This is a genomic window from Pseudomonas sp. AKS31 (assembly GCF_023634765.1).
In the GTDB taxonomy this organism is placed as follows: Bacteria; Pseudomonadota; Gammaproteobacteria; order Pseudomonadales; family Pseudomonadaceae; genus Aquipseudomonas.
Window position 1 is genome coordinate 22,535 of sequence record NZ_JAMLFX010000006.1, and the last position, 25,235, is coordinate 47,769.

Consider the following 25,235-nt stretch of genomic DNA (forward strand, 5'->3'; position numbering starts at 1 on the left):
ATACTGGCGCAGGTGCACAGAGTTCGGAGGCAGCGGAGACTGGGAAAGATTGGAGAAAGCTCTGCGCGATCAGGTGCATCATCAGGCGCAGAGCCTGGAGTAGATTTGTGGGGATCCCTCAGGGACAGACCACGTTTTTCAATTAATAGAGAGAGTCGCAACCTGAATTCTTTTTTCGATTTTAGTGCCGACGCCATACAAAACGAAGCCTCTGCAGAAATGCAGGGGCTTCGTTGTTTTATGTAGCAGAAGTCAGCCCAAAGGTTTAAGTGGTATCAAGCAGGGTGCAGATCCCGCAACGCTTCAGGATGCTGACTGGCAACCCTCAGGAGAGTTTGCGCCGCACCAGTCGGCTGCCTGCGACCTTGCTCCCAATCCTGCAAAGTCCGCAAACTCACCCCAATCAACTTGGCAAACGCACTTTGAGAAACGCCCACTTTGGCACGTGCTTCCGCTGCCGCAGAGAGCGGCACCTGCGTTACACGCGCGGCCTTTCCGGCCTTCATCTGACGTACAGATTCCAGCAAGTCCTGCTGGAATTGCTCCAGTTCATCGACCATCGCTGATTTCCTCCTTCAGTTGCTCAAGGAAGGCTACGGGCAAGTTGTCGAGCTTTGCCTTGGTGTAGGCAATGAGCGACCAAATCGAGCCTTCAGAAAGCGTGTTGTAATAAATGACACGTGTACCGCCTCGCTTACCCATGCCGCTGCGAGTCCACCGCACCTTGCGCAAACCTCCACTGCCAGGCACGACATCACCAGCCAGAGGATTTGCAGCAAGCCAATTTATGAATTCATGGCGCTCACCATCGACCCATATGCGTCTGCATAGCGCTTGAACATTTCCGTTTCGATGATTGTATACATGAACCTGACTATACGGCTACGCCGTACAAACAAACCATAAACGTTTATAGGGACAGATCGACGAAATGCATGGCGCGAAGCCTTGTGAAATCTGTTGTAACGAGAAGCCACTACTAGCCACCGTTGCTCATTCGCTTCTCGCAAAGCTACCGTTCAGCTCGTCGCTGCCAATTCAGCGACCGGGCCTGAGAACCCGCGTAAGATGCAGGCGCACCAGCGCCCAACTCACGTTTGCCGGCGCATTTTTTGCGTCTGCATAACCGTGCAATGGCGGCTGTGCGTGGGAGACCTCCGGGTCTGCCGGGTTCCTGTATCTCCGGTTTCTCAGCCTGCGCATAGCTGCCACCCTTTCGCCTGAGAACGAAAATGGCGGCTCTCATTTGATACAGGGAGTTCACAAATGAATGCCATGGATCCATCAGCAATTCACCGAACTGCAGCAACGGTCACCTCACGACACTTCCTTACGGCAGGTGAAGCGAAATGACCAACTACCTCGATCTGAAAACCCCAGGCCTCACGCACTTTTCCTTCCAGGCCAATCAAGCGCTGTTCCGCACCAATCGTGGTGTTCCAGTAATAGCCGCTCTCTCGCACGCCTCACATTTGCTTCACATCTCCAAGCTACTGACCGCTGACTCCACAGTCTCTCGCGATCCTGACCTTCACGCTTATGCCTCCCAGTATCTGCAGGAGTTAAGCAAGGCACTGATAGATGATGTAGTGAAAGTGATGGATGCGCCGCCGGACAAGCCGTTGATGTAAATCACCCACATGAAGCCCTCGTTGATGCGAGGGCTTTTTGCGTTTCAAACCTGACTGATCTCAAACACAAACGAAATCCGGCGCTGGCTCGCACTCCACACATAACGCAGATGCTTGCCCTGCTTCGGAATCGAAACCGCCGGAGGCCGAAACGCGGCGACACATTCGTGTCCCGACAGGCGAACGCTGTTGTAGAGCAGGCCCCAGGATTCAGACTCGCGCAGTTGTCGAGCAAACGCTTGGGACGGGCCATAGGCGTCTGGATCGGGTTGATGTAAGTCTGGGAAGTCATGACGAACGTCGTGCAGCGGTTTAACCACCCGATTGACGTAAGTACGCATGGTCAACTCAAGATCCGCTTCGTTGGTGGCTGCGAGGAAACGTTCCTGGTGATAGCAGGTTTCGGCGATGGCGGCGGCCTGGCTGCTGGCGGCGTAGTACACGCCAAAGGTGCCATCGCAGAAACGACTGCGTTTGCCGATGTGGGTGAACGCAGCCATCACCGGAGTCGAGCCGGGGCCGGAGAGTCGATCTTCGGGACGCACTCGGGCGAGAACCCCGGCCTGCTCTATCAACCGATCATTGGTTAGCGCTTCCAGCGCGTAGGCAACTTCCAGGTCTTCGGGATCGAGCACGTCTTCGAACAACGCAATCGGAGGGAAGCTGCTGTTGACGATCCGGTAGGCTCTCGGCCATTGCACATCCACCAAATCAGGCACTTTCAACCGCGCACCCCGTCGAGGTAACGGCGCACGTCGGCAATGTCGACCACCCTCCCCGCCAGCATGTAATCCAGCGCCGTTCGGCCATTGAATGGCGCAGCCGTGTTTGGGCTGCTGACCCACGTGTAGGCGCGCTCGCTGCTGTTGCTGAAGATGATGCTCAACGCTTTGTGAATGCCCATCAGGTACGAGATACGCTCCAGCGTATCGTGCGGCAGGCGGATATTCGGCGGCAGATGTTTGTACTTGTAGAACGTGGTGTTGCCGACGCCCCCCAACAGTGTGCGCTGCTGCTCGGCGTTGCAGCCCCAGCGCTCCATGAGGTTGAAGAAGAACTTCAACGCAACGCGCCCGGCTTCCGGAACGTCGAGTTGTTCACGCGGGGTGAGGGCAGTGGATGAAGTAGGCACGACCACCTCCGTTGCTGAATGACATGCCTTCAAGCCTAGTACAGATGGGGATGTTTGTTTTCTTTTAATCCGCAAATGAATCAATTCGTCCCTTTGATCAGATCCCGGAAAAAACCACGAATTGTTATTCCAAGTCAGCATTTTTTTGACCTTCATCACCCCCACGTCACCAAAAAACCCGATCCTGTGTCAGCCTCCAGCCATCGGCGAGGACATCAATTCGCTACTAAACCCGCGACAACTATGCTCAGGTACAGGAATATAGCCAGCATATGGCGCCTGACCGGCAGTCTCGTAAACAACAATACCCAGCCCACTTCAGAGGGCATTACCCATGGATAGCAGAACCTTACGCAACCTCATGCGCATCGTGCAGACCGGCTCGTTGTCGGCCGCAGCCGAGCATTCGTGCCTGACTGTGCAGGCGTTGGCCGCGCAGTTGAACAAGGTCGAAGAGCAGTTCGGTTTCCGCTTGTTTCGACGGTCCAACAAAGGCCTGACGCTGACGCCGCAAGGCACTGAGCTCACGCCTTACATGGACAAAGTGCTGATTGCCACGCGACAGATGGAAGAGAAGGTCGAGGCGCTGAAGGTGCCGGGCCAGCGAACGTTGAAGGTGGCGTTGAACAACACGTTGTCGGCTGACTTCAATCGGCGAATGATCGGACGCCTGATCGAGGTGTTTCCCGATTACCAGATGGAATTCAGCTACGCCGAGTCGATGGAAAACCTCAGCAAGCTGAAGAATGAAGACTTCGACCTCGCGGTGCTGATCGGCCCGCAACGGCCGGGCTTGCCGAGTATCGTCCTGCCGGATGTACAGGTACAGGTGGTCGGTGCCCATTGCGGGCAGGAAAACGATCCACTGACGTTGCTGGGCAACAAGTTTCAGGTACGTCCTGCGGAAGATTGTCCGTATTCCCACAGCTTTTTGCGTTTTCTCGACGCCGGGCTGGGCAATCACGAGAACGGTCAGCGCATGGTCTATTCGTGCAGTGAAACGTTGACGCTGTCGCTGATCACGCAGATGGATGCGGTCGGCATGGTCTCGCGTGAAGCCGCGCAGAAGAACGGCCTGACGATTTTCCCCGGGTTCGAGGATTTTCTCGAAGTGCGTCTGGCGGTGAACAATCCGGCGTTGTCGAACCAGGCACTCAACGATGTCGTCGACTTGCCGCTACATGAACGAGCCGAGCGCAATGTACGCAGCCGTCCCAACCGCCACACTGAGAAAGAGGTTTTTGCTGAAATACGCACATAACAACGTCGGAATCGCGGCATAGAATTCCGGGCGATCGAGCTGTATGTGCTGATCCTTGATCAACAAGGGTGTCAGGCTGATCGCAGCGACGATCGCCACTGGCAAGTATTCCAGCGCCCGCGCAACAAACGGCGGCCAGTGCTCGGTATTCACTTGCAGTGGCAAGGCGCGCGGCAGAAAGGTCACGGCCATCATCAGCGCGACCACCAGAATCAGGAACGTTTGGTCAGGCATACACCCACTCCACAGCCCACAAACGTGGCGATAAACACATTGAACGGCGAACTGCCGACCAGGCTCAGTGCGCCCATGCACAGCACAGCGGCTGCAGCGGCGATGAGTTTGTTACGGGTGTTGCAGAGCGATACCAGCACGTAGAGCATCATCGCGGTCAGGGCATAGTCGAGCTGATATTTGATCAGGTGCGCCGCGTACTGCGCGCAGACCGCGCCAAGCAAACCGCCGAGCACCCACGAGGTGTGGCAGAACAGGTTGAAACCGATCAGATAGCGCACGTTGACCGGCGCGCCAGTGCCGAGTTTGACGCTGTGGAACGCAAAGGATTCGTCCGTCAGGCCACCGGCGTAAGCCCAGCGCTCCATGCGGCTGAGCCCCAGCGCCCGCAGGGCCTTGGCCATGTACACCGACATCAGCATGTGGCGCGCGTTGATCAGGAACGTGGTCAGCACAATGGTGGTCAGCGAAGCACCGCTGGAGATCAGCGCCAGCGCGGCAAATTGCGAAGCGCCGGCGTAAACGAACAAGCACATCGCCACCGGCAGCCACATCGGCAATCCTGCGTTGACGGCCATCAGCCCGAACACGAATGACACCGTGAAGTAGCCGGCGACCACCGGGCTGGCTTCGGCAAAGGTGCGCGACGGCTGATGGGTAGCCATCAGCGGCGCACTGCCGGACGTTTCATTCATAGATCCCTCTCAAATGTCCGCTCGCCGTGGGGTTCGCAAAAACCCTGGGCAGCCCAGAATCGCTTGCCCGCGAGGTTAGCATCGTCGACGAACAGAAACATCCGCAACACGCCAACCCGTTTCATATCGGACGACGCCGCTTCAACCAGGCGTTGACCGACGCCCTGGCTGCGATAGCGCGGGCTGACCGCCAGATGATTGATCGTGCCGCGACTGCCGAGCATGCCGCCGAGCACCGCGCCGACGATTTCGCCTTCGACGTCGAAGGCGAGATAGGCCGTGGTGGTTTTCTGGATCAGCACACCGCGCAGGCACTTGGCATCCTGCCACTCGCAGAACGACACTTCGTCGAACTGGCGGAAAAAACGCTCCATGCGCTGCGCATCCTTGGCCGTGGCGCGGCGCAGCACCACCGGCGTCGAGCACTCGACGCCGTCGATTGGGGTGATCTGATTAGCGAACAATGTCGAAAGCGGTCCCGGGCCGCGAGAAAGAGATCGCCAGAATCTGCCGGTACGCCATCGCATGGGTGTGCGTGTTGCGGGCCGGGGTCACGTAGTGGCGCATATCGCGATCAAGGAAGTAAGTGGTGTCGAGAATTTCCTGGTAAGTGGTCGACGCCAGTTGATGCTCGTGGATGTCGTACAAACGACTCTCCGCGCCCTCGACGTTGTTGCGGCCCCAGAAGTGCACACCGCTGAACGGATAGCCGTCGCAGTGAATACCTTCAGGGGTGATTTCAAGTTGCTTGCCGGGTTTGATCTCGATGCGGATCTGATGGATCTGGCACTGCCAGATTTCATCGTGCAGCTCTTCCGGCAGTACGCTTTTGTACACTTCGAAATCGGTGTCGATCAGGCTGCGCATTACCGGCGAAGTAATCACTTCATCGGAGAAGTCCTGAAAGTGTCGTACCAGGCCGCCAACATAGGCGTTGTTCTCTTTGGACTGCACGTAGGCGCGATGCTCGAGTTGCTTGAGCTCGCGGGTTTTCGGGTTGTACTCAAAGTCGCTGTAACGACGGTAACGCATGCCGGCTTCGGCCTGACCGTAGTAACTGTCAGGCTCCATGTTTTCCCAACTTTTGGTCAGTCTGACGAAGTCGGCAAAATGACCGTAGAGATTGAAGTCACCACCCTGGACGTTGACATATTTGTCGCGCCGTAGCGATTCGCCCACTTCTCTGTTCAAAACGATCATTACCAAATTCTCCGCTGCGTTGAGCGGCCTAATCTATTAGGTGGAGAATTTGCGTCCATGAGAAAGAATTTCAGGCATTTAAAGCCCTGCTTGAAACGGCGTTTGCAGTCACTCAAAAACAACTTTTACATGACAAAAACACGGGTTTATTGCGGTTTTCATCGAAAAACCGTCGAAAAAAAACCCCGAACCAGTCGGGGCTTTCTCAGTTTCATTACACCTGATCGTTCATCAGAAGATGTTGATCGGGTAGTCCACGAATACACGCAGCTCGTTGCCGCTGACGTTGTACTCGCTGGACTTCTGCGAAACACGCAGGATCGAGCTGCGCAGTTTCACGCTCAGGTCTTTGGCCGGGCCGCTTTGCACGACGTACTTGAACTGGTTGAAGATTTCACGTTCGGTGCCGCCTTCGCTGGTGGAGGTGGTGATGTTGTCGCCACGCACGTAAGCGAAGTTGTAGCTCAGACCCGGCACGCCGAATGCGCCGAAGTCCAGGCCGTAGCCCAGCTGCCAGCTGCGTTCGTCTTCAGCATTGAAGTCCGACCAGTAGGAGTTGGCCAGGTAGATGGTGTTGCCGCCATCGCCGACACGCTGCTGATCTTTCTGGTAGCCGCCGTAGGCGTAGCCCAGGTTGCTGTCGCCGGTGGAACGCTGGTGCGCCACGGTGAACGAGTGCGGGCCGGTGGCGAAGGTGGCTGCCAGGCTCCAGATCTTGTTGTCCTGACCGGTGACGATGCTTTTGCCCGGCACGGTGTTTTCGCGAACGTACGAGCTGTCCAGCTTGGTGCGATAGCCGTTGAAGTCCAGGGTCAGCGACTGATCCTTGTTGAACGGCAACACGTAGTTGGCGTTCACGTATTGTTTCTTCAATACGTCTTCAACGTCGGAAGCGTACAGCGCACCCTTGAAGCGCTCAGTGAACTGGTAGCTACCGCCCAGCACATTGATCGACTTCAGACCACCGCTGTCACGGCCTTCATCGCTCTTGCGCGATTCGGCGGTGAAACGACCGGCGTTCAGTTCCAGGCCTTTGATCTCTTTGGAAGTGATCAACGTACCGGTGTAGCTTTCCGGCAGCAGGCGGGAGTTGTCGTAGTTCAGCACCGGCAGGGCCGACATCTGGTCACCGTAGGTCAGCACGGTGTTGGAGAAGCGAAACTTCACCGCCGCGCCGGCCTTGGCCAGGTCGTTGGCCGCGCTGCCGTTGTGGTCTTTTACGTAGCTGTTTTCTTGCTTGAAGAAGTCGATACCACCGGCGCCGCTGCGGCCCTTGCCGCCGTCCAGACGCAGCGCGTAAAGACCAAAGGCGTCAACGCCGACACCGACGGTGCCTTGGGTGAAGCCGGACGAGAACGTACCGATGGCCGCTTGGCCCCATTCGGCTTTGTCTTTGTTACCGTCTTTGTAATCACGATTGATGTAGGCATTGCGCAGCAGCACTTTGAGGCTGCTGTCTTCTTGAAAACCCTTGGACTCGGCCTGGTCGTTAGCCATGGCCGAAGTGGCGCTCAACATCCCCAGTGCGATCAGACTGATTCGCTTGTTCAACATTTTGTTTTCCTTATTACGGGTTGAAACGCGCTGTGTCGAACGGCGGAAACGGCGCTTTTGCACTCTTTTATTCACCCCGAAACAAAAAGGCCCGCCCACGATAACGTGATGGCGGGCCTGCTCCTTATTTTGAGTCATGGCGGTTGGCCACAGGCGTTGGGCCGAATCGTAGCCGCGCCCTGAACAATGTGTCAATTTCAAGAATCGTCTTTAAATAGGTAAAAATCGTCTAAGAAACGTAAATTTTGCGCTGACTCCTTGCTGGGAAATGCCTGCAGCCAGTGAATCCAGTGTGTATCAAACGCAGCCATCGACAGCACAAAGTGCAGAGGCTTTGCTTGGCTCATCAAGAACGATGGCCTGTTTCAACCAATCGGCAAATGCCTGCGGCTTGCCCAGCCATGGACTGATGTCGACCAATTGGAAGTTGCCGTTCTGTTCCATTGCCATGGTCGGAAAACCCTGGCCGCCCAATTGCGCCAGAAACTGGCGACTGGCTTTTATATGACCCTCGCTGTCAACCGACTCCAGCGCAATGTGGAAATCGTCCTGCGCATAACCCATCTGCATCGCCAATTCCAGCAGCACGGCGGAATCGGCAATGCGTCGCCCTTCCACATAGTGCGCCGTCTGCAAGCGGCCCAACAGGCGCAAACCGCCGCGGTCGATGGCTTCGGCCGCCATGACCGCAGCAATCGGTGGCGTTGAGTCGAACACCGCTGAGTGATCCCGCAGCAAACCATCGAAATACGCCTCGCCAAAAGGCTGGCCGGTGTACTCGGCGATGCGTCGGTCGTGGGGCATGACGTAATTGCGCAGTTGCGCAGAAACGCGCTGGCGATTGGCGCCACTCATCATTCCCCCGGCATGCGCGATCACTGGCAGCACTGCCTGCGCCGCGTCTACCAGCGGCTTGGCGCCATAGCACCAGCCACACAAGGGGTCGTAGATGTAATGAAGAATCATGGGGAACGCTCCGGCAGAAAGTCAGGAAAATCGATGGCGGCAGATTAGTCGCCGCACCTTTGCGGAAAAACGCCGGAATGGCTTTCAGTCTGTTTCATGAATCGGTCGAATTGTCGATTCAGGCAGATTGTGTCGGAGCCGACACAAATTGAAACAATCACACAAGGGAACTTATAAGGAATAATTAACGGAAGTAAATGCAAAGCATTACCATTCGTGCGGTCGAATTCTTCCACCCTTTCGGATGCGCTGTTCAATGCCTGCCCCGTTCCGTCTTACGCCCGTCACCCTTGGGCTTTCTGCTTTTCTATCCAGCGGTTTTGCCTACGCCGCGACCGAGCTACCCGCCACCGCGATCAGCGCCGAAGCGCAAGTCGATGACCCGCGCGTGAAACTGAGCAGCACCGCGACTCGGACCTCGACGCCCGTGCGCTACGTGCCCCAGGCGATCGATTCGATCAAGACCTCAAACGTTGCCAACTACGGCACCAATGACATCGGCGACGCCTTGAGTGGCATGCCCAACGTCAGCAGCAGCGCCGACACCCGCTTCGACAGCCTGCGCATTCGCGGCTTCGATGCCAGCAACGATTTCTATCTGGACGGCATCCGCGACGACAGCCAGTACAAGCGCGACTTGCACAACATCGAACGTGTCGAAGTGCTCAAAGGCCCAGCCGCTGTGCTTTACGGGCGTGGCAGTCAGGGCGGGATCGTCAACCGCGTGAGCAAAATGCCTGAGTTCGGCCGGCGCTCGACTATCGAAGCCCAGGCGGGCAGCGAAGATTTGCGCAGTCTTTACGCTGACCTCAGCACCGACCCGAGCGAAAACATCAGCCTGCGCCTGAACATGGGCAACATGGATGAAAACAGCTTCCGCGACGGTGTCAGTGGCAATCGCCAATTGTTCGCGCCGTCGATGAGCTGGCAACTGACGCCGGACCTGAACTGGCTGGTGCAATACGAATACAGCCGCTACAACCGCACCCCGGATCGCGGTATTCCCGGCGTCAACGGGCGCCCGGCCGATGTCGGTCGTGACACGACCTACGGCAACGATCACGACTTCATCGATGACAAGTCGCAGTCCTTGCGCTCGAAACTCACCTACGAAATCAACGACAACTGGCAACTGCGCCAGACCCTCGGCGTGTTCAACCTCGACAGTGATTTCGACAACACCTACCTCACCGGTTACACGCCGGCGACCAACAAGGTCACGCGCCAGCACTGGCAGCAGGATCTGACCACCCGCAACGTCTACAACAACCTTGAGCTTGAAGGCGGTTTCGATACCTTCGGCCTTGAACATCGCCTGCTCACCGGCATCGAGATCGGCAGCCAGCGCCGCGATCCGACACTGTACAACGCCGCTACCGGCAGAACGCCGGGCGCACAGCCGGTACCATCGCTCGACCTCTACAACCCGAACCGTGATCTGCGCCATACCGGCAGCATGCAGGTCTCCAGCAGCAGCCACACCGAAGTCGAAAGCCGTGCGGTATATGTGCAAGATCAACTGCGTTTGAACGATCAATGGCAAGTGCTCGCCGGTCTGCGTTACGACACTTTCGATATCGAGTCGACCAACAAGCTGCGCAACATCTCCGAAGACCGCGACAGCCACAGCACTAGCCCGCGCGTCGGCCTGGTCTGGACGCCGTTGCAGAACCATTCGTTCTACGCCTCGTGGTCCAAGACCTTTTCGCCAGTCGGCGGTGGTTTGATCGGCATCACCCCGGGCGCGGCCGGTAACACCAACGACCTCAGCCCCGAGCTGACCAAGCAGAAAGAACTCGGCGTGAAAAGCGACTGGTTCGATGACCGCTTGAGCACCACGCTGGCGATCTACGATCTGGAACTCTACAACCGCCGCACCACTGATCCAAACGATCCGACCCTGACGGTGATGTCAGGTTTGCAACGCTCGCGCGGGATCGAATTGACGGCCACCGGCAATCTCGTCGGCAACTGGTACCTGCGCGGTGGCATCGGTCTGCAGGATGCGAAGATCGAGAAGGACAACAACGGCCTGGAAGGCAAACGCATCAACAACGTTGCCAAGCACAACGGCAGTCTGTTCCTGACCTGGAAACCGGAAATGGGCTGGTACGGCGAAACCGGTCTGACCCTGGTTGGCCAACGCTATGCCGATAACGCCAACACCACCGTGTTGCCGGGTTACGGCCGCTGGGATGCCTTGGTCGGTTACCGCTTCAAGGATTGGGATTTGCGCGCGGCACTGAACAACATCACTGATCGCGAGTACTACGCGTCGGCGACCAGCCAGTATCAGATCCAGCCAGGTGCACCGCGCAGCGTCGTAATGACCGGCACCTACAGCTTCTGATTTCACACAAATCCCTGTTGGAGCGAGCCTGCTCGCGAAAGCGTCGGGTCAGTCGACATCGTCGTAACCTGATCCACCGCCTTCGCGAGCAGGCTCGCTCCCACATTGAATGGGTGTGTACAGAATAATCGTGCATAAAAAAGCGCCGCCATCCCGGCAGCGCTTTCACCAATCCCTGTTGTTCTTCTTATCCTTCCATCACAGCCCACAACGCTTCCAGTTCGGCCTCGCTGAACAGGTCAGCGGGGTAACGCTCGATCATCATCCGGCGCGGATCAGGTTCCCTGATCTGACGCGTTCCATTGGACTTCAACCAGTGCGCGACAATCTGGAGCGCTTCGCCGTTAACGGCCATGGGATGCAACGTCCGCTCGCTGACTACGTTCACTTCGGCGTTCATTTCAGCGCTCTCTCCCCGTTCGTGAGCGGCTACGTTATCCAAGGTTTATGACAGAACTGTTGAAGTTCTCCCCCTCCCTAGTGCACGGATGATGAATACAAGAGCTATGCCAAAGTCTTTGAATTGTCGACAAGCGGATACAAACAAGCCCGCCGTCCTTTCGGGCTGCGGGCTTGTGTACATGCATAGCGAGCTAATCATTACCCGGCTGATTTGTTAATCAACTCAAGGTGTTACGACTCAACTCACTCTTTGTGCGGCGCGGGTTGCTGCTGGGTAAGGCAGTGAATATTGCCGCCACCCAGTAACAGTTCGCGGCCCGGCACCATCACCACTTCGTGCTGCGGGAACAGCTTCTGCAAAATCTCTTTCGCTGGCGCATCCATCGGATCGTCAAAACTCGGCGCGATGATGCCGCCGTTGACGATCAGGAAGTTCACGTAAGAACCGGCCAGGCGCACAGACGGATTGCGCTCCTGCGTGCCGTCCACCGGATCGACACCGGCGCACTCTTCTTCAGTCGCATAGAGCGGCCCCGGAATCGGCATTTTGTGCACCGTGAACGGGCGCCCCTTGGCGTCAGTGCTGCTTTGCAGGACTTTCATCGCGGCCTGGCAACGCGGGTAGTTCGGATCCTGCGGATCGTCGGTCCATGCCAGCAGGACTTCGCCCGGACGCACGTAGCAGCAGAAGTTATCCACATGACCGTCGGTTTCGTCGTTGAACAAACCGTCCGGCAGCCAGATGATTTTATCCACAGACAGATTGGCGCTCAGTACCGCCTCAATCTCTTCCCGGCTCAGGTGCGGGTTGCGATTGCGGTTGAGCAGGCATTCTTCGGTGGTGATCAACGTGCCTTCGCCGTCGACGTGAATCGACCCGCCCTCGAGCACGAAACCTTCGGTGCGGTAACGCGGGCTGCGCTCGATCTCGAGGATCTTGCCGCCGACCTGCGAATCACGATTCCACGGCGAATACAGGCCACCGTCGAAACCACCCCAGGCGTTGAAGTCCCAGTTCACACCGCGCACTTCGCCGTTGTTGTTGATGACGAAGGTCGGGCCGCTGTCACGTACCCAAGCGTCATCGCTGGACATCTCGACCACGCGGATATTCGGTACGTCGAGGCGTGCCCGGGCGTTTTCGTACTGGCCGGCGGACACCGCCACGGTCACCGGTTCGAAACGTGCGATGGCTTTGGCCACCGCAGCGTGCGCGGCTTGCGCCGGTTTTCCGCCCAGACGCCAGTTGTCCGGGCGCTCGGGCCAGATCATCCAGGTCTGCGTCTGCGGCGCCCACTCGGCCGGCATGTGAAAGCCGTCGGCGCGCGGGGTACTTTTCAAGGTGGTCATCGGGATCAGGACTCCAGGGAACCGTCGAGGGTTTTCAACGCGCCGTACAGGTTTGGACGGCGGTCACGGAATGAACCCCACGCGCTGCGAATGTGTTCGAGCTCGTCGAGGTTGAAAGTGTGCACAAGAATACCTTCTTCGGTTTTATTCAGCTCCTGCACTTTTTCGCCGAACTGGTTGGCAATGAACGAAGAGCCGTAGAACGTGATGTCATAGCCGTCCTGTTCTTCGTTGCCGATGCGGTTACTGGCGATCAACGGCATCAGGTTGGCGCCGGCATGGCCCTGCTGCACGCGCTGCCAGTGATCGCGCGACGAGATGGTCTTGTCGTGCGGCTCGCTGCCGATTGCGGTCGGGTAAAACAGAATCTCCGCGCCTTGCAACGCCATGCTGCGTGCGGCTTCCGGAAACCATTGGTCCCAGCAGATGCCCACGCCGATTTTCGCGTAACGCGTATTCCACACTTTGAAACCGGTGTCGCCCGGGTTGAAGTAATACTTCTCGTGGTAGCCCGGGCCGTCCGGGATGTGGCTTTTACGATAAATCCCGAGGTTGCTGCCGTCGGCGTCGATGATCGCGATGCTGTTGAAGCGCGCACGGCCGGCCAGTTCGTAGAAGCTGATTGGCAGCACCACTTGCAGTTCTTTGGCGATTTTCTGGAAATGTTTGATCGCGACGTTTTCTTCCACCGTCGTCGCCAGTTGCAGGTAGTCCGGGTTTGGCTTCTGGCAGAAGTACGGCGCCTCGAACAGCTCCTGGATCAGGATGATCTGCGCGCCTTTGGCGGCGGCTTCACGCACCAGCCTTTCAGCGATTTCGAGGTTGGCTTCCAGATCCCAGGAACAGGCCATCTGAGTGGCGGCGACGGTAACGATACGGCTCATGAATCATCTCCGGGCAAGTGCTTTTCGGTCGACAATTCGACCGAAAAGAAAACGCGCGCACCGGACATGAGATCGCCATGCCGGAGCAATGGCGACTTTATAGCCGATAAATATCGGCTTTAGAAGCTACAGAAATGCATTCCGTCTAATTTTACGCACAAAATACCGATACAAATCGAATTGACCCCGAAACGCTGTAGGAGCTGCCGAAGGCTGCGATCTCTTGATTTTGCTCTTGAAAAACAAGATCAAAAGATCGCAGCCTTCGGCAGCTCCTACATGGGGTGAGTGTCAAAGGCCCTCGGTGAGCACCCGATCGAGCATGTCGACAAAGAAATCCACACTCTGGCGCGATGTCACCATCGGCGGCTTGATCTTCAGAATGTTCAGGTCATCACCAGTCGGCTGCATGAAAATCCCCAGCTCACGCAAGCGATCGCATAGCAACGTCGTCTCCTCGGTCGCCGGCTCCAGCGTCTCGCGATTGCGGATCAGCTCCAGCCCCAGATAGAACCCGGAACCGTGCACCGCGCCCACCAACGGATGTTTATCGATCAACGCTTCAAGCCGCGCCTTGAAGTGGCCACCGACCACCTGCGCGTTCTCCCAGAGCTTTTCTTCTTCCATGACATCCAGCACCGCCATGCCGATCTGGCAGCTCACCGGACTGCCGCCCGCCGACGAGAAGAAATAGCCCTCGGCCTCCAACGCCTCGGCAATTTCCCGCCGAGTGATGACCGCGCCCAGCGGCTGACCGTTGCCCATGCCCTTGGCCATACAGATGATGTCTGGCACCACGCCCTGCTCTTCAAAGCCCCAGAAGAAGTGGCCCATGCGCCCGTAACCGACCTGCACTTCGTCGGCGATACACACGCCGCCCTGCGCGCGTACAAGCGCATACACCTGCTGCAGATACCCCGGCGGCAGCGAGATGCCGCCGGCATTGCCATAAACCGGCTCGCAGATGAACCCGGCCAGTTGGCGCTTCTGCTCGGCGAGTTTTGCCAGGTGATGCTCAACGCTGCGCACGTAATCCGGCGCCGAATCAAGACCGCGGAATTCACCGCGATAAGTGTTTGGCGCAGGCACCGGATGCACCCAGTCCGGGCGGCTTTCCAAGGCTTTCGGGTTATCGGCAATTGACGTTGATACCGCATCGGCGCCGACCGTCCAGCCGTGATAGGCCTCAAGCACGCTGATCAGGTCGCGGCCGCCGCTGTAGGCCCACGCCAGACGAATCGCCAGGTCATTGGCCTCGCTGCCGCTGTTGACCAGAAACACCCGATCCATGCCCTCGGGTGCCAGTTTCAGCAAGCGCTCGGAAAACTCCGCCACCGCCGCATAGTTGAATCGCGAGTTGGTGTTGAGCAGCGACCACTGCCGCGCCGCGACCGCCGCCATGCGCGGGTGGCCGTGACCGAGCACCGCAACGTTGTTGAGCATGTCCAGATAGGAGCGGCCCTGCATGTCGATCAGGTGATTGCGCCAGCCGCGCTCGATGCGCGGCGGATCGACGTAGTAGTGTTTCTGGGTACGGGCGAAACTGGCATCGCGGCGTTCGAGCAGGGTTTTCGCGTCCAGCTCCGGTTCGGCATCGCAGGCCAGCCCTAACAACGCTGCCGGCGACGGGCACAGTGCCTGCCACGCCGCTGCTTGCGCCGGGGTACAGAACAACGGCGCATTGAGTTGCGCGCCACGGCACAACTGCACCCGCAACGGGCCGCTCACCGCCCCCAGCACCTGACCTTTGACCAATGCCGCGCCGCTGTGCAGCGAAGGTGTCACGCCCCAGAGGCGCACGCTGAGTTGCGGGCCATCCAGTTGCAGCACGCCGTCTACTGCCTGATGCACGACACCAGCGAACGGCGCCTCCACGGCGGTGCCATCGGGCACGCGCAATTCCACGTGCAACGGGAAGGTGTCCGGTTCAACGGCACTGTCGGGGCGAGTGCGCGACAAACGGTACTGTCCATAACGGCTTGCCGCCAAACCATGGGCCGCCGCCGCTTCGCTCAACAGGTGCTGATCGATGCCTGCCTGTTCCCAATTACCGGCCTCGAAATGCGGACTCAGGACACCCAGATCAATCAACGCAAATTCACGCCCGACCAGACCGGGCAGCAAGGGCGCAAAACCTTCGCCGTCGATCGCCGGCAAGCTGTGACCGACGGCAGTGAGGATCGCCGCTTCCATCAGTTCCTGTGGCACCGAAGTGGCCACACGAAAGATTTCCCACTCATGGCTGAGGTTGTCACGGCTGTAGGTATTCGCAGGGTCGATGCTGACCTGTTGCTCGCCACTGAGTACCAGCACCGCCGCGCGCGCGACGATCAATGGCCACAGCGCTTGCAGCTCTGCATGTTGCAGCGGGTTGACCGCGTGGTAAGCCTGCACCGCCGGCAGGATGACAAACGGATCGCCACTGGCGTGATGCAGCAACGCCGCACAGGTCACCGACAGATCGGTGATGCGCCAGGTGCGCACCAGATCGCCAAAGTCGATCACGCCCTGCAACTGCCAGTGCCGCTGGGCATCGCGCGCCCAGACGGCGTTGTCATCGGTGATGTCCATGTGGATCGCCTGCACCGGCAGCTTGCCCTGCAACGGCTGCAAGCGGCGTTCAGCCTGTTCGGCGGCATCGGCAATCAATGTGCGCTGCTGCTCGTCGTTGATCACTGGCAGCAGATGGCTGATCAGGGCACTGGCGTGGCGGGCATCCCACTGCAACGTGCGTTCAAGGCCCGGATGATCGAACCCGGCCAGCGCCAGATCCATCTCGCCGCAGAGCCGGCCAAACCCCGCCACCACATCGCGCCCCAAATGATCGAGATGCGTGAGCGGCTGGCCCTCGATGTAATCCAGCAGGCGTACATGGACGGCTTCGCCGCCGACCTCGAGTGACAGCAGATCTTCGCCACTATTGGCCGCTATCACCCGCGGCACCGTCACCGCCGAGTGCTCGGCCAGGTACTTGAGCCCGGCATGCTGGGCTTGCAGCTCGACCAGAGCGTAATCGCCACGGCAGATTTTCAGCACGAACCGACCGCGCGGGCTGTCGACGCGGTAATTGAGATCCTGCTGGCTGCCAAGGGCCTGCAACGTGCCACTGAGTCCGTAATGCTCCGCCAGCCATTGCCGGGCCTGCTCTGCAGACACCTGCGGGCTGGGCAAACTGGCGCGATGAATCAACGTGGCGAGCGGCATGAAACGACCCCTGAAATTTTATTAGGCGCCTATATCGCCATTGCTTCACAGGATCCGCAACCCCCAACCGCGTAAAGGTATCGGGGTTATTTCTCTTCCGGCACTCGCACCCTTGGACACTTTGCGCAAGAATGTCGGCCATTCACACCTGCCTATGGAAATCCTCATGAATGTAATCACCACCGACCTGCCCGGTGTCCTGATCATCGAACCGAAGGTGTTCGGTGACGAGCGCGGTTTTTTCTACGAGAGCTTCAATGCCAAAGCGTTCCAGGACGCCACCGGTCTGGACACGCAGTTCGTCCAGGACAACCACTCGCGTTCGCAAAAAGGCGTATTGCGTGGCCTGCATTACCAACTGCAAAACACCCAGGGCAAACTGGTCCGCGTGACCGTTGGCGAAGTATTGGATGTGGCCGTGGATATTCGCCGCAGCTCGCCGCACTTCGGCAAATCCGTAGCGGTACGTCTTTCGGCCGACAATCATCGCCAACTGTGGGTACCGGAAGGTTTCGCCCATGGTTTCGTGGTGCTGAGCGAGTTCGCCGAATTCCTCTACAAGACCACCAATTACTACGACCCATCGTCCGAGCGCAGCATTCGCTGGGATGACCCGGCTCTTGGCATCGACTGGCAGCTGGACGAAGCGCCGAAGCTGTCCGCCAAGGATCAAGCCGCCGCTCTGCTCAAGGACGCTGACGTCTTCGCCTGAGCCTAGGCATAATGCGCCTGTCCCTACAGGCGCATCGGCTCATGAAACCAACTCTTCCCCCCAGACCTCGCTGGCGCAGTCTTGCCCTGCTGGCCCTGTGTCTTGCGCCGCTGCTGTGGCCGCTGGAACATCTCGCCGAGCGCTATTACCGCAGCGAACTCGCCGGACAGAACCGCCAGACCCTCGACCTCTACGTCGCCAACCTGCTGGGCACCCTGCACCGCTATGAAGTGTTGCCGCAGATCCTCGGCGACCTGCCCGCCCTGCGCGCGGTACTCGGCGCACCGGACGACGGCGTCACCCAAGGCAATGCCAATCGCCTGCTGAAGAACATCGCTGCGCAGACCGGCGCCGAAGTCATGTACCTGATGGACACCAGCGGCCAGACGCTGGCAGCGTCGAACTGGGACAAGCACGACAGTTTCGTCGGTCGCAATTTCTCCTTCCGTCCCTACTTCAGCGAAGCCATGGCCGGACGCCTCGGACGCTTTTTCGGCCTCGGCACCACATCAGCCAAACGCGGTTACTTCTTCGCTGCCGCCGTGCGCAATGGCGAAAAAATCATCGGCGTGCTGGTGATCAAGGTCGACCTCGACCACACCGAAAGCCTGTGGGGCAAAACCCCGGAACAACTGTTGGTGACCGACCACAACGGCGTGGTGATTCTCACCTCGCGTCCGGAATGGCGCTTCCGCTCGACCCGTAACTTGAGTGACAGCGAACGCTCGGCGATCACCGCTATCCAGCCTTACCCGACCCGCGCACCGCGGCCGCTGAACCTAAGCCCCAGCGCATGGCTGACCCAGACCCACGACATCGCCGAAACCGGCTGGAGCGTGAGCATCCTCGCCCCGCGCACGCTGATCGACCGCCCGGTGCGCACCGTGGTTGCCATCGGCGGCGCCACGCTGCTGGTGCTGATGCTGTTGCTCGGTCTGATGATGCAACGCCGCCGGCATTATCTGGAACGCATCGCCTTCGAGGCCAAGGCTCGTCGTGAACTGGAAGGCCGCGTCGCCGAGCGCACCAGCGACCTCGAAGGCCTCAACCGGCGTTTGAAGGAGGAAGTGCTGGAGCGTGAACAGGCCCAGCAGGAGCTGGTGCGTGCTCAGGACGACCTGGTCCAGGCCGGCAAGCTGTCAGCGCTGGGCACCATGTCGGCGAGCATCAGCCACGAACTCAATCAGCCGCTGGCAGCGATCCGCAGCTACGCGGAAAACGCCGAAGTGCTGCTCGATCATCAACGCATCGACGACGCCCGCGGCAACCTCAAACTGATCAGCGAACTGACCGGCCGCATGGCCTCGATCATCGCCCACCTGCGCGCTTTCGCCCGCCGTGATCGCCACGCGCCGGAAAGCGTTGCCCTGCAACCGGCGCTCGACGATGCCCTGGCGCTGCTGGCCAAACGTCGGCGCAGCATGGAAGTCGAACTGATCCGCGATCTGCCCGCCGCCACGCTGTGGGTCGAGGCCGGGGAAACGCGCCTGCGTCAGGTGCTTGGCAACCTGCTGGCCAATGCCCTCGACGCGCTCACCGAGAAAGGCCCGCCGCGCAAACTGTGGCTGAGTGCCGAATCCACCGCCGAGGGCGTCAATCTGTACATTCGCGACAACGGCCCGGGCTTTTGCATGGAAGCCCTCGGCCGCGCCAGCGAGCCCTTTTACACCACCAAGACCCGCACTCAGGGCCTGGGCCTGGGGCTGGCGATTTGTGAAACGCTGATGCGCGCCTTCGGTGGTGAACTGTCGTTCGCCAACCACAAGCAAGGTGGCGCCTTGATTACCCTGCGGCTGCGCGCCGGTGCGCCGGGGGTCAGCCTGCAACCGTCCGAGGATCGAAGTGCATGACCATCGACAATCGCATTCAGGTGGTGTTGATCGACGACGATCCGCACCTGCGTCAGGCCCTCGGCCAGACCCTGGATCTGGCCGGCCTGAAAATTCTGCCGCTGTCCGAAGCCAAAGGACTGGCCGCACAACTTGAGCGTGACTGGCCTGGCGTGGTGGTCAGTGACATTCGCATGCCGGGCATGGACGGTCTCGAATTGCTGGCCGAACTGCACGCGCAGGATCCGGAACTGCCAGTGCTGCTGATCACCGGCCACGGCGACGTACCGCTGGCGGTGCAGGCCATGCGGGCCGGCGCTTACGATTTTCTCGAAAAACCGTTTGCCAGCGATGCGCTGCTCGACAGCGTGCGTCGCGCCCTCGCCTTGCGCCGCCTGGTGCTGGACAACCGCAGCCTGCGCTTAGCCCTCAGTGACCGCAATGAACTGAGCGCGCGGCTGGTCGGCCATTCGACGCCGATGCTGCGCCTGCGTGAGCAGATCGGCGCGCTGGCCGCGACCAAGGCGGACGTGCTGATCCTCGGCGAAACCGGCGCCGGCAAAGAGGTGGTCGCCCGTGCGCTGCACGATTTGTCCAGCCGTCGTAATGGCCCGTTCGTGGCGATCAACGCCGGCGCACTCGCCGAGTCCGTGGTGGAAAGCGAACTGTTCGGCCACGAACCCGGCGCGTTCACCGGTGCGCAGAAACGCCGCATCGGCAAATTCGAATTTGCCAACGGCGGCACATTGTTTCTCGATGAAATCGAGAGCATGAGCATGGATGTGCAGGTGAAGTTGCTGCGCATGCTGCAAGAGCGCGTGGTCGAGCGTCTGGGGGGTAATCAACTGATCCCGCTGGACATCCGCGTGATTGCCGCGACCAAGGAAGACCTGCGTCAGGCCGCCGATCAAGGCCGCTTCCGTGCCGACTTGTATTACCGCCTCAACGTTGCACCGCTGCGCATTCCGCCGCTGCGCGAACGCGGCGAAGATGCGTTGGTGCTGTTCCAGCATTACGCCGATGAAGCCAGCGCCCGCCACGGCCTGCCGCCCCACGAACTGCAACCGGCGCAACGCGCCTTGCTGCTGCGTCACACCTGGCCGGGCAACGTACGCGAATTGCAGAATGCCGCCGAACGTTTCGCCCTCGGCCTGGAACTGGCGCTGGATAACGCTGACGCTGAAAGCGCTGGCAGCACCACGGTCGAAGTCATCAATGGCGGTCTGAGCGAGCAAGTGGAAAATTTCGAGAAGTCGCTGATCGCCGCGGAACTGGCGCGCTCGCACAGTTCGGTGCGCAGCCTCGCCGAGGCCTTGGGTATTCCGCGCAAGACCCTGCATGACAAGTTGCGCAAGCATGGCCTCAACTTTGGCGACAGCAGCCATGGGGACGAAAACGAATGAGCACCGACAGTCGCTATCTGGAATCGGTCCTGCATCACGACATTCCCCTGACGCGGGACATGGGGCTGAAGGTGCTCGACTGGCACGAGCAGCAACTGAGCCTGCATCTGCCTCTCGATCCCAACGTCAATCACAAGAGCACCATGTTCGGTGGCAGCCTCTACTGCGGCGCAGTGCTGGCCGGTTGGGGCTGGTTGCATTTGCGTCTGAAGGAAGAAGGCATCACCGACGGGCACATTGTGATTCAAGAAGGGCAGATCAGTTATCCACTGCCCGTGACCGGCGATGCCGTGGCGATTTGCCCGGCGCCGGATGCAAAGGTGTGGAAAAAGTTTCTGACGATGTATCAGCGTTATGGGCGGGCGCGGTTGACGCTTGATACGCGGATCGTCAATGCGGGAAGTGATGAGGATGCTGTGACATTTACCGGGCAGTACGTTTTGCATCGCTGACAATCAAAAGCACCTCACCCTAACCCTCTCCCAAAGGGAGAGGGTTAGGGTGAGGTGTCTTGCGTTGGACATCGACCTGAAAGATCGAAGCGATTATGGATTCAGCAAAACTCGACCAGGTCGGCGCTACTCTCAAATATCCCGGGATCGGCTCCCTCTCCTGAGGGAGAGGGCTGGGGTGAGGGGGATTGCGGATCAGCCCACTTAACCCCGGGCCAACTCCAACAACCTCGCGCGCCAGGCCGCCTTCGCCGGCAATGCCAAAAAGAACTCGTTCAACAGCGATTCCCGTGCCGGATAACAAAACGCTTCCCCCCGCAGATCCAACACTTCACCACCCGCGCCTTCCAGCACACCTTGCGCCGCCGCCGTGTCCCACTGCGAAGTCGGCGCCAGGCGCGGATAGCAATCCGCCGCGCCTTCAGCCAGCAGGCAGAATTTCAGCGAGCTGCCAATGTTGGTCAATTGCAACTCGCCCAGACTGGCACTCAGCCCGGCCAACAGACGTTCCTGCTCGGGACTCGAATGGCGACGGCTGGCCACCACGGTAAACGCCTCTCCCGGCCCCGGCACATCGCGCACCTGAATCGCGACCGGTGTGCCGCCCTTGTCGCAGCGCCATGCGCCTAGCCCGGCGCCGCCAACGTAGAAACGACCATTGGTTGGCATCGATACCACGCCGAATACCACGCGGCCGTTTTCGATCAGCGCAATGTTCACGGTGAACTCTTCGCTACCGCTGATGAACTCCTTGGTGCCATCCAGCGGATCCACCAACCACCAGCGTTGCCAGCCAGCGCGTACGCTCTGAGGGATGTTGGCGTCTTCTTCCGACAACACTGGAATGCTCGGATCCAGCGCCGTCAGCCCGGCGACGATCAAGTGGTGCGCGGCCAGATCCGCCGCTGTCACGGGCGAGTCATCGGACTTGGCCGTGACTTCAACGCCGGCGCGCCAGAACGGCAGAATCGCCTCGCCGGCCTGCAAGGCCAGCTCTACGACCGGCGCCATCAACGGGTGGGGAAACTTCATCGATATCTCACTCATGCTGGAAAGAACCCGCGCTCGGTCAGCAGATCGCGGGCCAAATACAGTGCAGCCAACGCGCGACCTTCAGAGAATTGAGGATTGAGCGCCAGCGACGACAATTCGCGCAGGTTCACTTTGTCGACGCGCATCGGTTCGGGCTCGTCGCCTTCCAGGCGCTCTTCGTACAAATCAGTCGCCAGGACCACCTGAATCTTCTGGCTCATGTAACCAGGCGACAGCGACAGCTCGGTCAGATGTTCCAGTTGTCGCGCGCCAAAACCGGCCTCTTCCTTGAGTTCACGCTCGGCTGCCGCCAACACATCTTCGCCCGGTTCGATCAAACCTTTAGGCAAGGACAGTTCGTACTCATCGGTACCGCCGCAGTATTCCTCGACCAGCACTGCGTGTTCAGCATCCAGCATCGCCACGATCATCACCGCGCCGTAGCCCGCAACTTTGCCGACCAGACGCTCATAAGTGCGTTCCACGCCGTTGGAAAAACGCAGTTTGAGTTCTTCGACACAAAACAGGCGACTGGTGGCGACGATCTCGCGGGCAAGTACGGTGGGTTTCTGGCGCATGCAAAGCTCCTTGGCGTGAACGCGCTACTATAACGCGGCTTTCCCGATTGTTTATGTCGGATATCTTTCTACCGTTCGAGACGTTGCCATGCCTTCATTACCGTGGTCCGACATCGATACCGTTCTGCTGGACATGGACGGCACGCTGCTGGATCTGCACTTCGACAATCACTTCTGGCTGGAACACCTGCCCCAGCGTTACGCCGAACTGCACGGGGTCAGCCGGGCCATGGCCGAGATGGAATTGCAGCCGCTGTTCGAACGCCACGCCGGCCAGTTGCAGTGGTACTGCCTTGATTTCTGGAGTGCCGAGCTGAAGTTGTCGGTGCGTGAACTGAAGCTGGAAACTGCGCACCTGATTGCCTTGCGGCCGGATGCCGATACCTTTCTGGAGGCAATCAAACGCGCCGGAAAACGGGTGATCATGATCACCAACGCGCACCGCGACTCACTGTCGTTGAAGCTGGAGCGGATCGAACTGGCGCCGTATTTCGAGCGGCTGATCAGCTCCCACGATTATGGTTATCCCAAGGAGAACCCGCAGTTCTGGGATGCCTTGCAGGCGGACATCGGCTTTGATCCGGCGCGCAGTCTGTTTATCGACGATACCTTGCCGATACTGCGCAGTGCGCGGGATTTTGGCGTGGCACATTTGCTGGCGGTGAAAGAGCCGGACAGCCGCAAGGGGCCGAAGGACACGGCTGAGTTTGCGGCGGTTGAGGATTATCGGGATCTGATTGCCGGACTCTAATCTTCTGTAGGAGCTGCCGAAGGCTGCGATCTTTTGATTTTGATTTTTTACAAACAAGATCAAAAGATCGCAGCCTTCGGCAGCTCCTACAGAGGGTTTGTGTTACTCAGGAATACGCAGGGTCTGCCCTGGATAGATCTTGTCCGGATGCGACAGCAGCGGCTTGTTGGCCTCGAATATCTTGTTGTACTGGTTGGCGTTGCCATACACAGCGAGGGAAATCGCGCTGAGGGTGTCGCCTTTTTTCACCACGACAAACTTTGCTGCCGCCACCACCGGACCAGTCACCGTGATCTGATCATCAACGCTGCCGACACCTTCAATATTGCCTACCGCCAGCAAAATCTTCTCTTTCTCTTCCTGACTCGCAACTTCGCCGGCGACGGTCACTTTGTCGCCATCCACCGTCGCCTGCACATTCGGATTGCCCAAGCCGACCTTGCTGATGTGTTCCTTCAACTGCTCACTGGCATTGGCGTTGCCCGGGGTCAGCAGATCGATCAGCTTCACACCGGCTTCTTTCACAAAGCTCAAAAGACTCATAGCGCACACTCCTTGATTTGGGTTCCAGACGTCCAAGCCTAGACCACCTCAGACAAACCCGGTTCCAAGCCGACCAATGACCCTGCCACCGCGCAAGCGGTAGAATCTCCCACCCCTGCCAGCGCCCGGAGCGAAGATGGACATCAAGCAACTGAAATTCCTCATCGCCCTCGACGAAACCCGCCACTTCGGCCAGGCCGCCGCGCGTTGCCATATCACTCAGCCAACGCTGTCGATGCGCCTGCGCAGTCTTGAAGAAGAACTCGACCTGCCGCTGGTCAACCGTGGCCAGCGCTTCGAAGGTTTCACCGCGCCGGGCGAGCGCGTGCTGGCGTGGGCACGTTCGGTGATGGCGGCATATGACGGTTTGCACGCGGAAGCGGCGGCATGTCGCGGCAACCTGATCGGCACGTTGCGCCTAGGCGTGGTGCCGCTGTCGAGTTTCGATCCACTGCCGTTGATGCAACGCCTGCACAGCGCCCACCCGAACTTGCGTTTTGAGATGTCGGCGCTGAGTTCGGAGCAGATTCTTGAGCAATTGGCGAACAATCGCATCGATCTCGGCGTGTCGTATCTCGAGCGCCTGGATAACGAGCGCTTCGAGTCCCTGGCCTTCAGTGAAACGCGCATGGGCCTGCTCTACGATCAGCGCTCGTTTACATTTGGCGACGAACCCTTGAGTTGGGCGTCGCTGATCGAACTGCCGCTGGGCATGCTCACCAGCGGCATGCACTTTCGTCAGTCCATCGACCACAATTTCCACAGCCGTGGCCTGACTCCGCAACCGTTGCTGCAAACCGACGCCGTGCATCAATTGTTACAAGCCGTACACGGCGGGTTCTGCTGCGCGATCATGCCGCTTGACGGAGGGCTGGAAAAACTCACCGACCACCTGCGCCTGCAGCCCATCGAAAACGCTCAGACCCTCGCCCCGCTGGGCTTGATCATGCGGCGCGGGGCGCCACGCTCGGCGCTCGCCGAGGCGTGTTTTGCGCTGTATCAGAAATCGCCAACGGCGCCTTGATCAACGGCATCTATCGATAGATCGACACTAGCGATTAGACGCGACAAC

At 59.1% G+C, this 25,235-nt stretch carries 25 protein-coding genes and 1 pseudogene; 9 read left to right on the top strand and 17 right to left on the bottom strand.

Annotated elements, in window-relative coordinates:
• Positions 1-275: 275 nt before the first annotated feature.
• Positions 276-560 (bottom strand): helix-turn-helix domain-containing protein, encoded by a 285-nt coding sequence (locus tag M9827_RS17680; protein WP_016986316.1) that lies wholly within the window; start codon positions 558-560, stop codon positions 276-278.
• A pseudogene (locus tag M9827_RS27835) lies at positions 550-866 on the bottom strand (transcriptional regulator). Before M9827_RS27835 ends, M9827_RS17680 begins: the two are co-directional and overlap by 11 nt.
• 483 nt (positions 867-1,349) lie before the next feature.
• Here M9827_RS27835 and M9827_RS17685 point away from each other — a divergent pair.
• Positions 1,350-1,631, top strand: coding sequence for a DUF3077 domain-containing protein (locus M9827_RS17685; protein ID WP_250606395.1), 282 nt, complete (start codon positions 1,350-1,352; stop codon positions 1,629-1,631).
• A 44-nt stretch (positions 1,632-1,675) separates the two neighbouring features.
• Here M9827_RS17685 and M9827_RS17690 read toward each other — a convergent pair whose 3' ends face one another.
• On the bottom strand, positions 1,676-2,341 hold the full coding sequence (locus tag M9827_RS17690) for an RES family NAD+ phosphorylase (protein WP_442967408.1): 666 nt from the start codon (positions 2,339-2,341) through the stop codon (positions 1,676-1,678).
• Positions 2,342-2,352: 11 nt separating this feature from the next.
• Positions 2,353-2,763, bottom strand: coding sequence for an MbcA/ParS/Xre antitoxin family protein (locus M9827_RS17695; protein ID WP_250606397.1), 411 nt, complete (start codon positions 2,761-2,763; stop codon positions 2,353-2,355).
• A gap of 334 nt (positions 2,764-3,097) precedes the next feature.
• On the opposite strand from M9827_RS17695, the gene M9827_RS17700 reads away from it, so the two are divergent.
• Positions 3,098-4,024, top strand: a complete 927-nt coding sequence (locus M9827_RS17700) for a LysR family transcriptional regulator (protein WP_250606398.1) — start codon at positions 3,098-3,100, stop codon at positions 4,022-4,024.
• Here M9827_RS17700 and M9827_RS17705 read toward each other — a convergent pair.
• The 6 genes from M9827_RS17705 to M9827_RS17730 all read right to left on the bottom strand — a co-directional run bounded on the left by M9827_RS17705 (position 3,941) and on the right by M9827_RS17730 (position 8,673).
• Positions 3,941-4,258: an AzlD domain-containing protein gene (locus M9827_RS17705; RefSeq protein WP_007952614.1), complete on the bottom strand. Its 318-nt coding sequence runs from the start codon at positions 4,256-4,258 to the stop codon at positions 3,941-3,943. The two genes, M9827_RS17700 and M9827_RS17705, sit on opposite strands and share 84 nt — an antisense overlap.
• Positions 4,237-4,953 (bottom strand): AzlC family ABC transporter permease, encoded by a 717-nt coding sequence (locus M9827_RS17710; protein ID WP_123449419.1) that lies wholly within the window; start codon positions 4,951-4,953, stop codon positions 4,237-4,239. Before M9827_RS17710 ends, M9827_RS17705 begins: the two co-directional genes overlap by 22 nt.
• Positions 4,950-5,327 (bottom strand): GNAT family N-acetyltransferase, encoded by a 378-nt coding sequence (locus tag M9827_RS17715; protein ID WP_130887682.1) that lies wholly within the window; start codon positions 5,325-5,327, stop codon positions 4,950-4,952. The genes M9827_RS17710 and M9827_RS17715 overlap by 4 nt, the downstream gene beginning before the upstream one ends.
• A 79-nt stretch (positions 5,328-5,406) precedes the next feature.
• A complete protein-coding gene (locus M9827_RS17720) occupies positions 5,407-6,153 on the bottom strand; it encodes a 2OG-Fe dioxygenase family protein (RefSeq protein ID WP_034151909.1) in 747 nt (248 codons plus the stop codon).
• Between the two features lie 231 nt (positions 6,154-6,384).
• Positions 6,385-7,707, bottom strand: coding sequence for an OprD family porin (locus M9827_RS17725; protein WP_250606399.1), 1,323 nt, complete (start codon positions 7,705-7,707; stop codon positions 6,385-6,387).
• A gap of 297 nt (positions 7,708-8,004) precedes the next feature.
• Complete coding sequence (locus tag M9827_RS17730; RefSeq protein ID WP_250606400.1) at positions 8,005-8,673, bottom strand: DsbA family protein; 669 nt, start codon at positions 8,671-8,673, stop codon at positions 8,005-8,007.
• A 256-nt stretch (positions 8,674-8,929) separates the two neighbouring features.
• Between M9827_RS17730 and M9827_RS17735 the strand changes: the two genes are divergently transcribed.
• Positions 8,930-11,023 (top strand): TonB-dependent receptor, encoded by a 2,094-nt coding sequence (locus tag M9827_RS17735; protein ID WP_250606401.1) that lies wholly within the window; start codon positions 8,930-8,932, stop codon positions 11,021-11,023.
• A 187-nt stretch (positions 11,024-11,210) separates the two neighbouring features.
• Here M9827_RS17735 and M9827_RS17740 read toward each other — a convergent pair whose 3' ends face one another.
• The 4 genes from M9827_RS17740 to M9827_RS17755 form a co-directional block, all read right to left on the bottom strand.
• Positions 11,211-11,423 carry a hypothetical protein gene (locus M9827_RS17740; protein WP_250606402.1) on the bottom strand — a complete coding sequence of 71 codons (213 nt, stop codon included), beginning with the start codon at positions 11,421-11,423 and terminating at the stop codon, positions 11,211-11,213.
• A gap of 245 nt (positions 11,424-11,668) precedes the next feature.
• Positions 11,669-12,775 (bottom strand): agmatine deiminase, encoded by a 1,107-nt coding sequence (gene aguA / locus M9827_RS17745; protein WP_250606403.1) that lies wholly within the window; start codon positions 12,773-12,775, stop codon positions 11,669-11,671.
• Positions 12,776-12,780: 5 nt separating this feature from the next.
• Entirely contained in the window at positions 12,781-13,659 is an 879-nt protein-coding gene (aguB, locus tag M9827_RS17750; RefSeq protein ID WP_034151905.1) for an N-carbamoylputrescine amidase, read from the bottom strand.
• Between the two features lie 291 nt (positions 13,660-13,950).
• Positions 13,951-16,863 carry an aminotransferase gene (locus M9827_RS17755; RefSeq protein ID WP_250606404.1) on the bottom strand — a complete coding sequence of 971 codons (2,913 nt, stop codon included), beginning with the start codon at positions 16,861-16,863 and terminating at the stop codon, positions 13,951-13,953.
• Between the two features lie 166 nt (positions 16,864-17,029).
• On the opposite strand from M9827_RS17755, the gene rfbC reads away from it, so the two are divergent.
• From rfbC to M9827_RS17775, 4 genes are read left to right on the top strand one after another with little or no spacing between them, the layout of a single operon-like run.
• Positions 17,030-17,575 (top strand): dTDP-4-dehydrorhamnose 3,5-epimerase, encoded by a 546-nt coding sequence (gene rfbC, locus M9827_RS17760; RefSeq protein WP_077570264.1) that lies wholly within the window; start codon positions 17,030-17,032, stop codon positions 17,573-17,575.
• Between the two features lie 41 nt (positions 17,576-17,616).
• Entirely contained in the window at positions 17,617-19,425 is a 1,809-nt protein-coding gene (locus M9827_RS17765; protein ID WP_250606405.1) for a sensor histidine kinase, read from the top strand.
• Positions 19,422-20,807 carry a sigma-54-dependent transcriptional regulator gene (locus tag M9827_RS17770; protein WP_250606406.1) on the top strand — a complete coding sequence of 462 codons (1,386 nt, stop codon included), beginning with the start codon at positions 19,422-19,424 and terminating at the stop codon, positions 20,805-20,807. Before M9827_RS17765 ends, M9827_RS17770 begins: the two co-directional genes overlap by 4 nt.
• Entirely contained in the window at positions 20,804-21,259 is a 456-nt protein-coding gene (locus tag M9827_RS17775; RefSeq protein ID WP_250606407.1) for a YiiD C-terminal domain-containing protein, read from the top strand. Before M9827_RS17770 ends, M9827_RS17775 begins: the two co-directional genes overlap by 4 nt.
• Positions 21,260-21,463: 204 nt before the next feature.
• Here M9827_RS17775 and cysQ read toward each other — a convergent pair whose 3' ends face one another.
• Both cysQ and nudE read right to left on the bottom strand, forming a co-directional pair.
• Entirely contained in the window at positions 21,464-22,291 is an 828-nt protein-coding gene (gene cysQ / locus M9827_RS17780) for a 3'(2'),5'-bisphosphate nucleotidase CysQ (RefSeq protein ID WP_250606408.1), read from the bottom strand.
• 11 nt (positions 22,292-22,302) lie between these two features.
• Positions 22,303-22,869: an ADP compounds hydrolase NudE gene (gene nudE, locus M9827_RS17785; RefSeq protein ID WP_250606409.1), complete on the bottom strand. Its 567-nt coding sequence runs from the start codon at positions 22,867-22,869 to the stop codon at positions 22,303-22,305.
• An 88-nt stretch (positions 22,870-22,957) separates the two neighbouring features.
• Here nudE and yrfG point away from each other — a divergent pair, with 88 nt between their 5' ends.
• The gene (gene yrfG, locus M9827_RS17790) at positions 22,958-23,620 is read left to right on the top strand and encodes a GMP/IMP nucleotidase (RefSeq protein WP_250606410.1); all 663 of its coding nucleotides are present in this window, start codon (positions 22,958-22,960) and stop codon (positions 23,618-23,620) included.
• A 102-nt stretch (positions 23,621-23,722) separates the two neighbouring features.
• Here the strand turns inward: yrfG and lysM are convergent, their stop codons facing one another.
• Positions 23,723-24,163 (bottom strand): peptidoglycan-binding protein LysM, encoded by a 441-nt coding sequence (lysM, locus tag M9827_RS17795; RefSeq protein ID WP_250606411.1) that lies wholly within the window; start codon positions 24,161-24,163, stop codon positions 23,723-23,725.
• A 136-nt stretch (positions 24,164-24,299) separates the two neighbouring features.
• Here lysM and M9827_RS17800 point away from each other — a divergent pair, with 136 nt between their 5' ends.
• A complete protein-coding gene (locus tag M9827_RS17800; RefSeq protein WP_250606412.1) occupies positions 24,300-25,187 on the top strand; it encodes a LysR family transcriptional regulator in 888 nt (295 codons plus the stop codon).
• Positions 25,188-25,235 lie beyond the last annotated feature (48 nt).

Coding starts and splice junctions, on each gene's coding strand:
- M9827_RS17680 (WP_016986316.1), bottom strand. CDS start 560: ATGGTCGATGAACTGGAGCAATTCCAGCAGGACTTGCTGGAATCTGTA.
- M9827_RS17685 (WP_250606395.1), top strand. CDS start 1,350: ATGACCAACTACCTCGATCTGAAAACCCCAGGCCTCACGCACTTTTCC.
- M9827_RS17700 (WP_250606398.1), top strand. CDS start 3,098: ATGGATAGCAGAACCTTACGCAACCTCATGCGCATCGTGCAGACCGGC.
- M9827_RS17705 (WP_007952614.1), bottom strand. CDS start 4,258: ATGCCTGACCAAACGTTCCTGATTCTGGTGGTCGCGCTGATGATGGCC.
- M9827_RS17710 (WP_123449419.1), bottom strand. CDS start 4,953: ATGAATGAAACGTCCGGCAGTGCGCCGCTGATGGCTACCCATCAGCCG.
- M9827_RS17715 (WP_130887682.1), bottom strand. CDS start 5,327: ATGGAGCGTTTTTTCCGCCAGTTCGACGAAGTGTCGTTCTGCGAGTGG.
- M9827_RS17720 (WP_034151909.1), bottom strand. CDS start 6,153: ATGATCGTTTTGAACAGAGAAGTGGGCGAATCGCTACGGCGCGACAAA.
- M9827_RS17725 (WP_250606399.1), bottom strand. CDS start 7,707: ATGTTGAACAAGCGAATCAGTCTGATCGCACTGGGGATGTTGAGCGCC.
- M9827_RS17730 (WP_250606400.1), bottom strand. CDS start 8,673: ATGATTCTTCATTACATCTACGACCCCTTGTGTGGCTGGTGCTATGGC.
- M9827_RS17735 (WP_250606401.1), top strand. CDS start 8,930: ATGCCTGCCCCGTTCCGTCTTACGCCCGTCACCCTTGGGCTTTCTGCT.
- M9827_RS17740 (WP_250606402.1), bottom strand. CDS start 11,423: ATGAACGCCGAAGTGAACGTAGTCAGCGAGCGGACGTTGCATCCCATG.
- aguA (WP_250606403.1), bottom strand. CDS start 12,775: ATGACCACCTTGAAAAGTACCCCGCGCGCCGACGGCTTTCACATGCCG.
- aguB (WP_034151905.1), bottom strand. CDS start 13,659: ATGAGCCGTATCGTTACCGTCGCCGCCACTCAGATGGCCTGTTCCTGG.
- M9827_RS17755 (WP_250606404.1), bottom strand. CDS start 16,863: ATGCCGCTCGCCACGTTGATTCATCGCGCCAGTTTGCCCAGCCCGCAG.
- rfbC (WP_077570264.1), top strand. CDS start 17,030: ATGAATGTAATCACCACCGACCTGCCCGGTGTCCTGATCATCGAACCG.
- M9827_RS17765 (WP_250606405.1), top strand. CDS start 17,617: ATGAAACCAACTCTTCCCCCCAGACCTCGCTGGCGCAGTCTTGCCCTG.
- M9827_RS17770 (WP_250606406.1), top strand. CDS start 19,422: ATGACCATCGACAATCGCATTCAGGTGGTGTTGATCGACGACGATCCG.
- M9827_RS17775 (WP_250606407.1), top strand. CDS start 20,804: ATGAGCACCGACAGTCGCTATCTGGAATCGGTCCTGCATCACGACATT.
- cysQ (WP_250606408.1), bottom strand. CDS start 22,291: ATGAAGTTTCCCCACCCGTTGATGGCGCCGGTCGTAGAGCTGGCCTTG.
- nudE (WP_250606409.1), bottom strand. CDS start 22,869: ATGCGCCAGAAACCCACCGTACTTGCCCGCGAGATCGTCGCCACCAGT.
- yrfG (WP_250606410.1), top strand. CDS start 22,958: ATGCCTTCATTACCGTGGTCCGACATCGATACCGTTCTGCTGGACATG.
- lysM (WP_250606411.1), bottom strand. CDS start 24,163: ATGAGTCTTTTGAGCTTTGTGAAAGAAGCCGGTGTGAAGCTGATCGAT.
- M9827_RS17800 (WP_250606412.1), top strand. CDS start 24,300: ATGGACATCAAGCAACTGAAATTCCTCATCGCCCTCGACGAAACCCGC.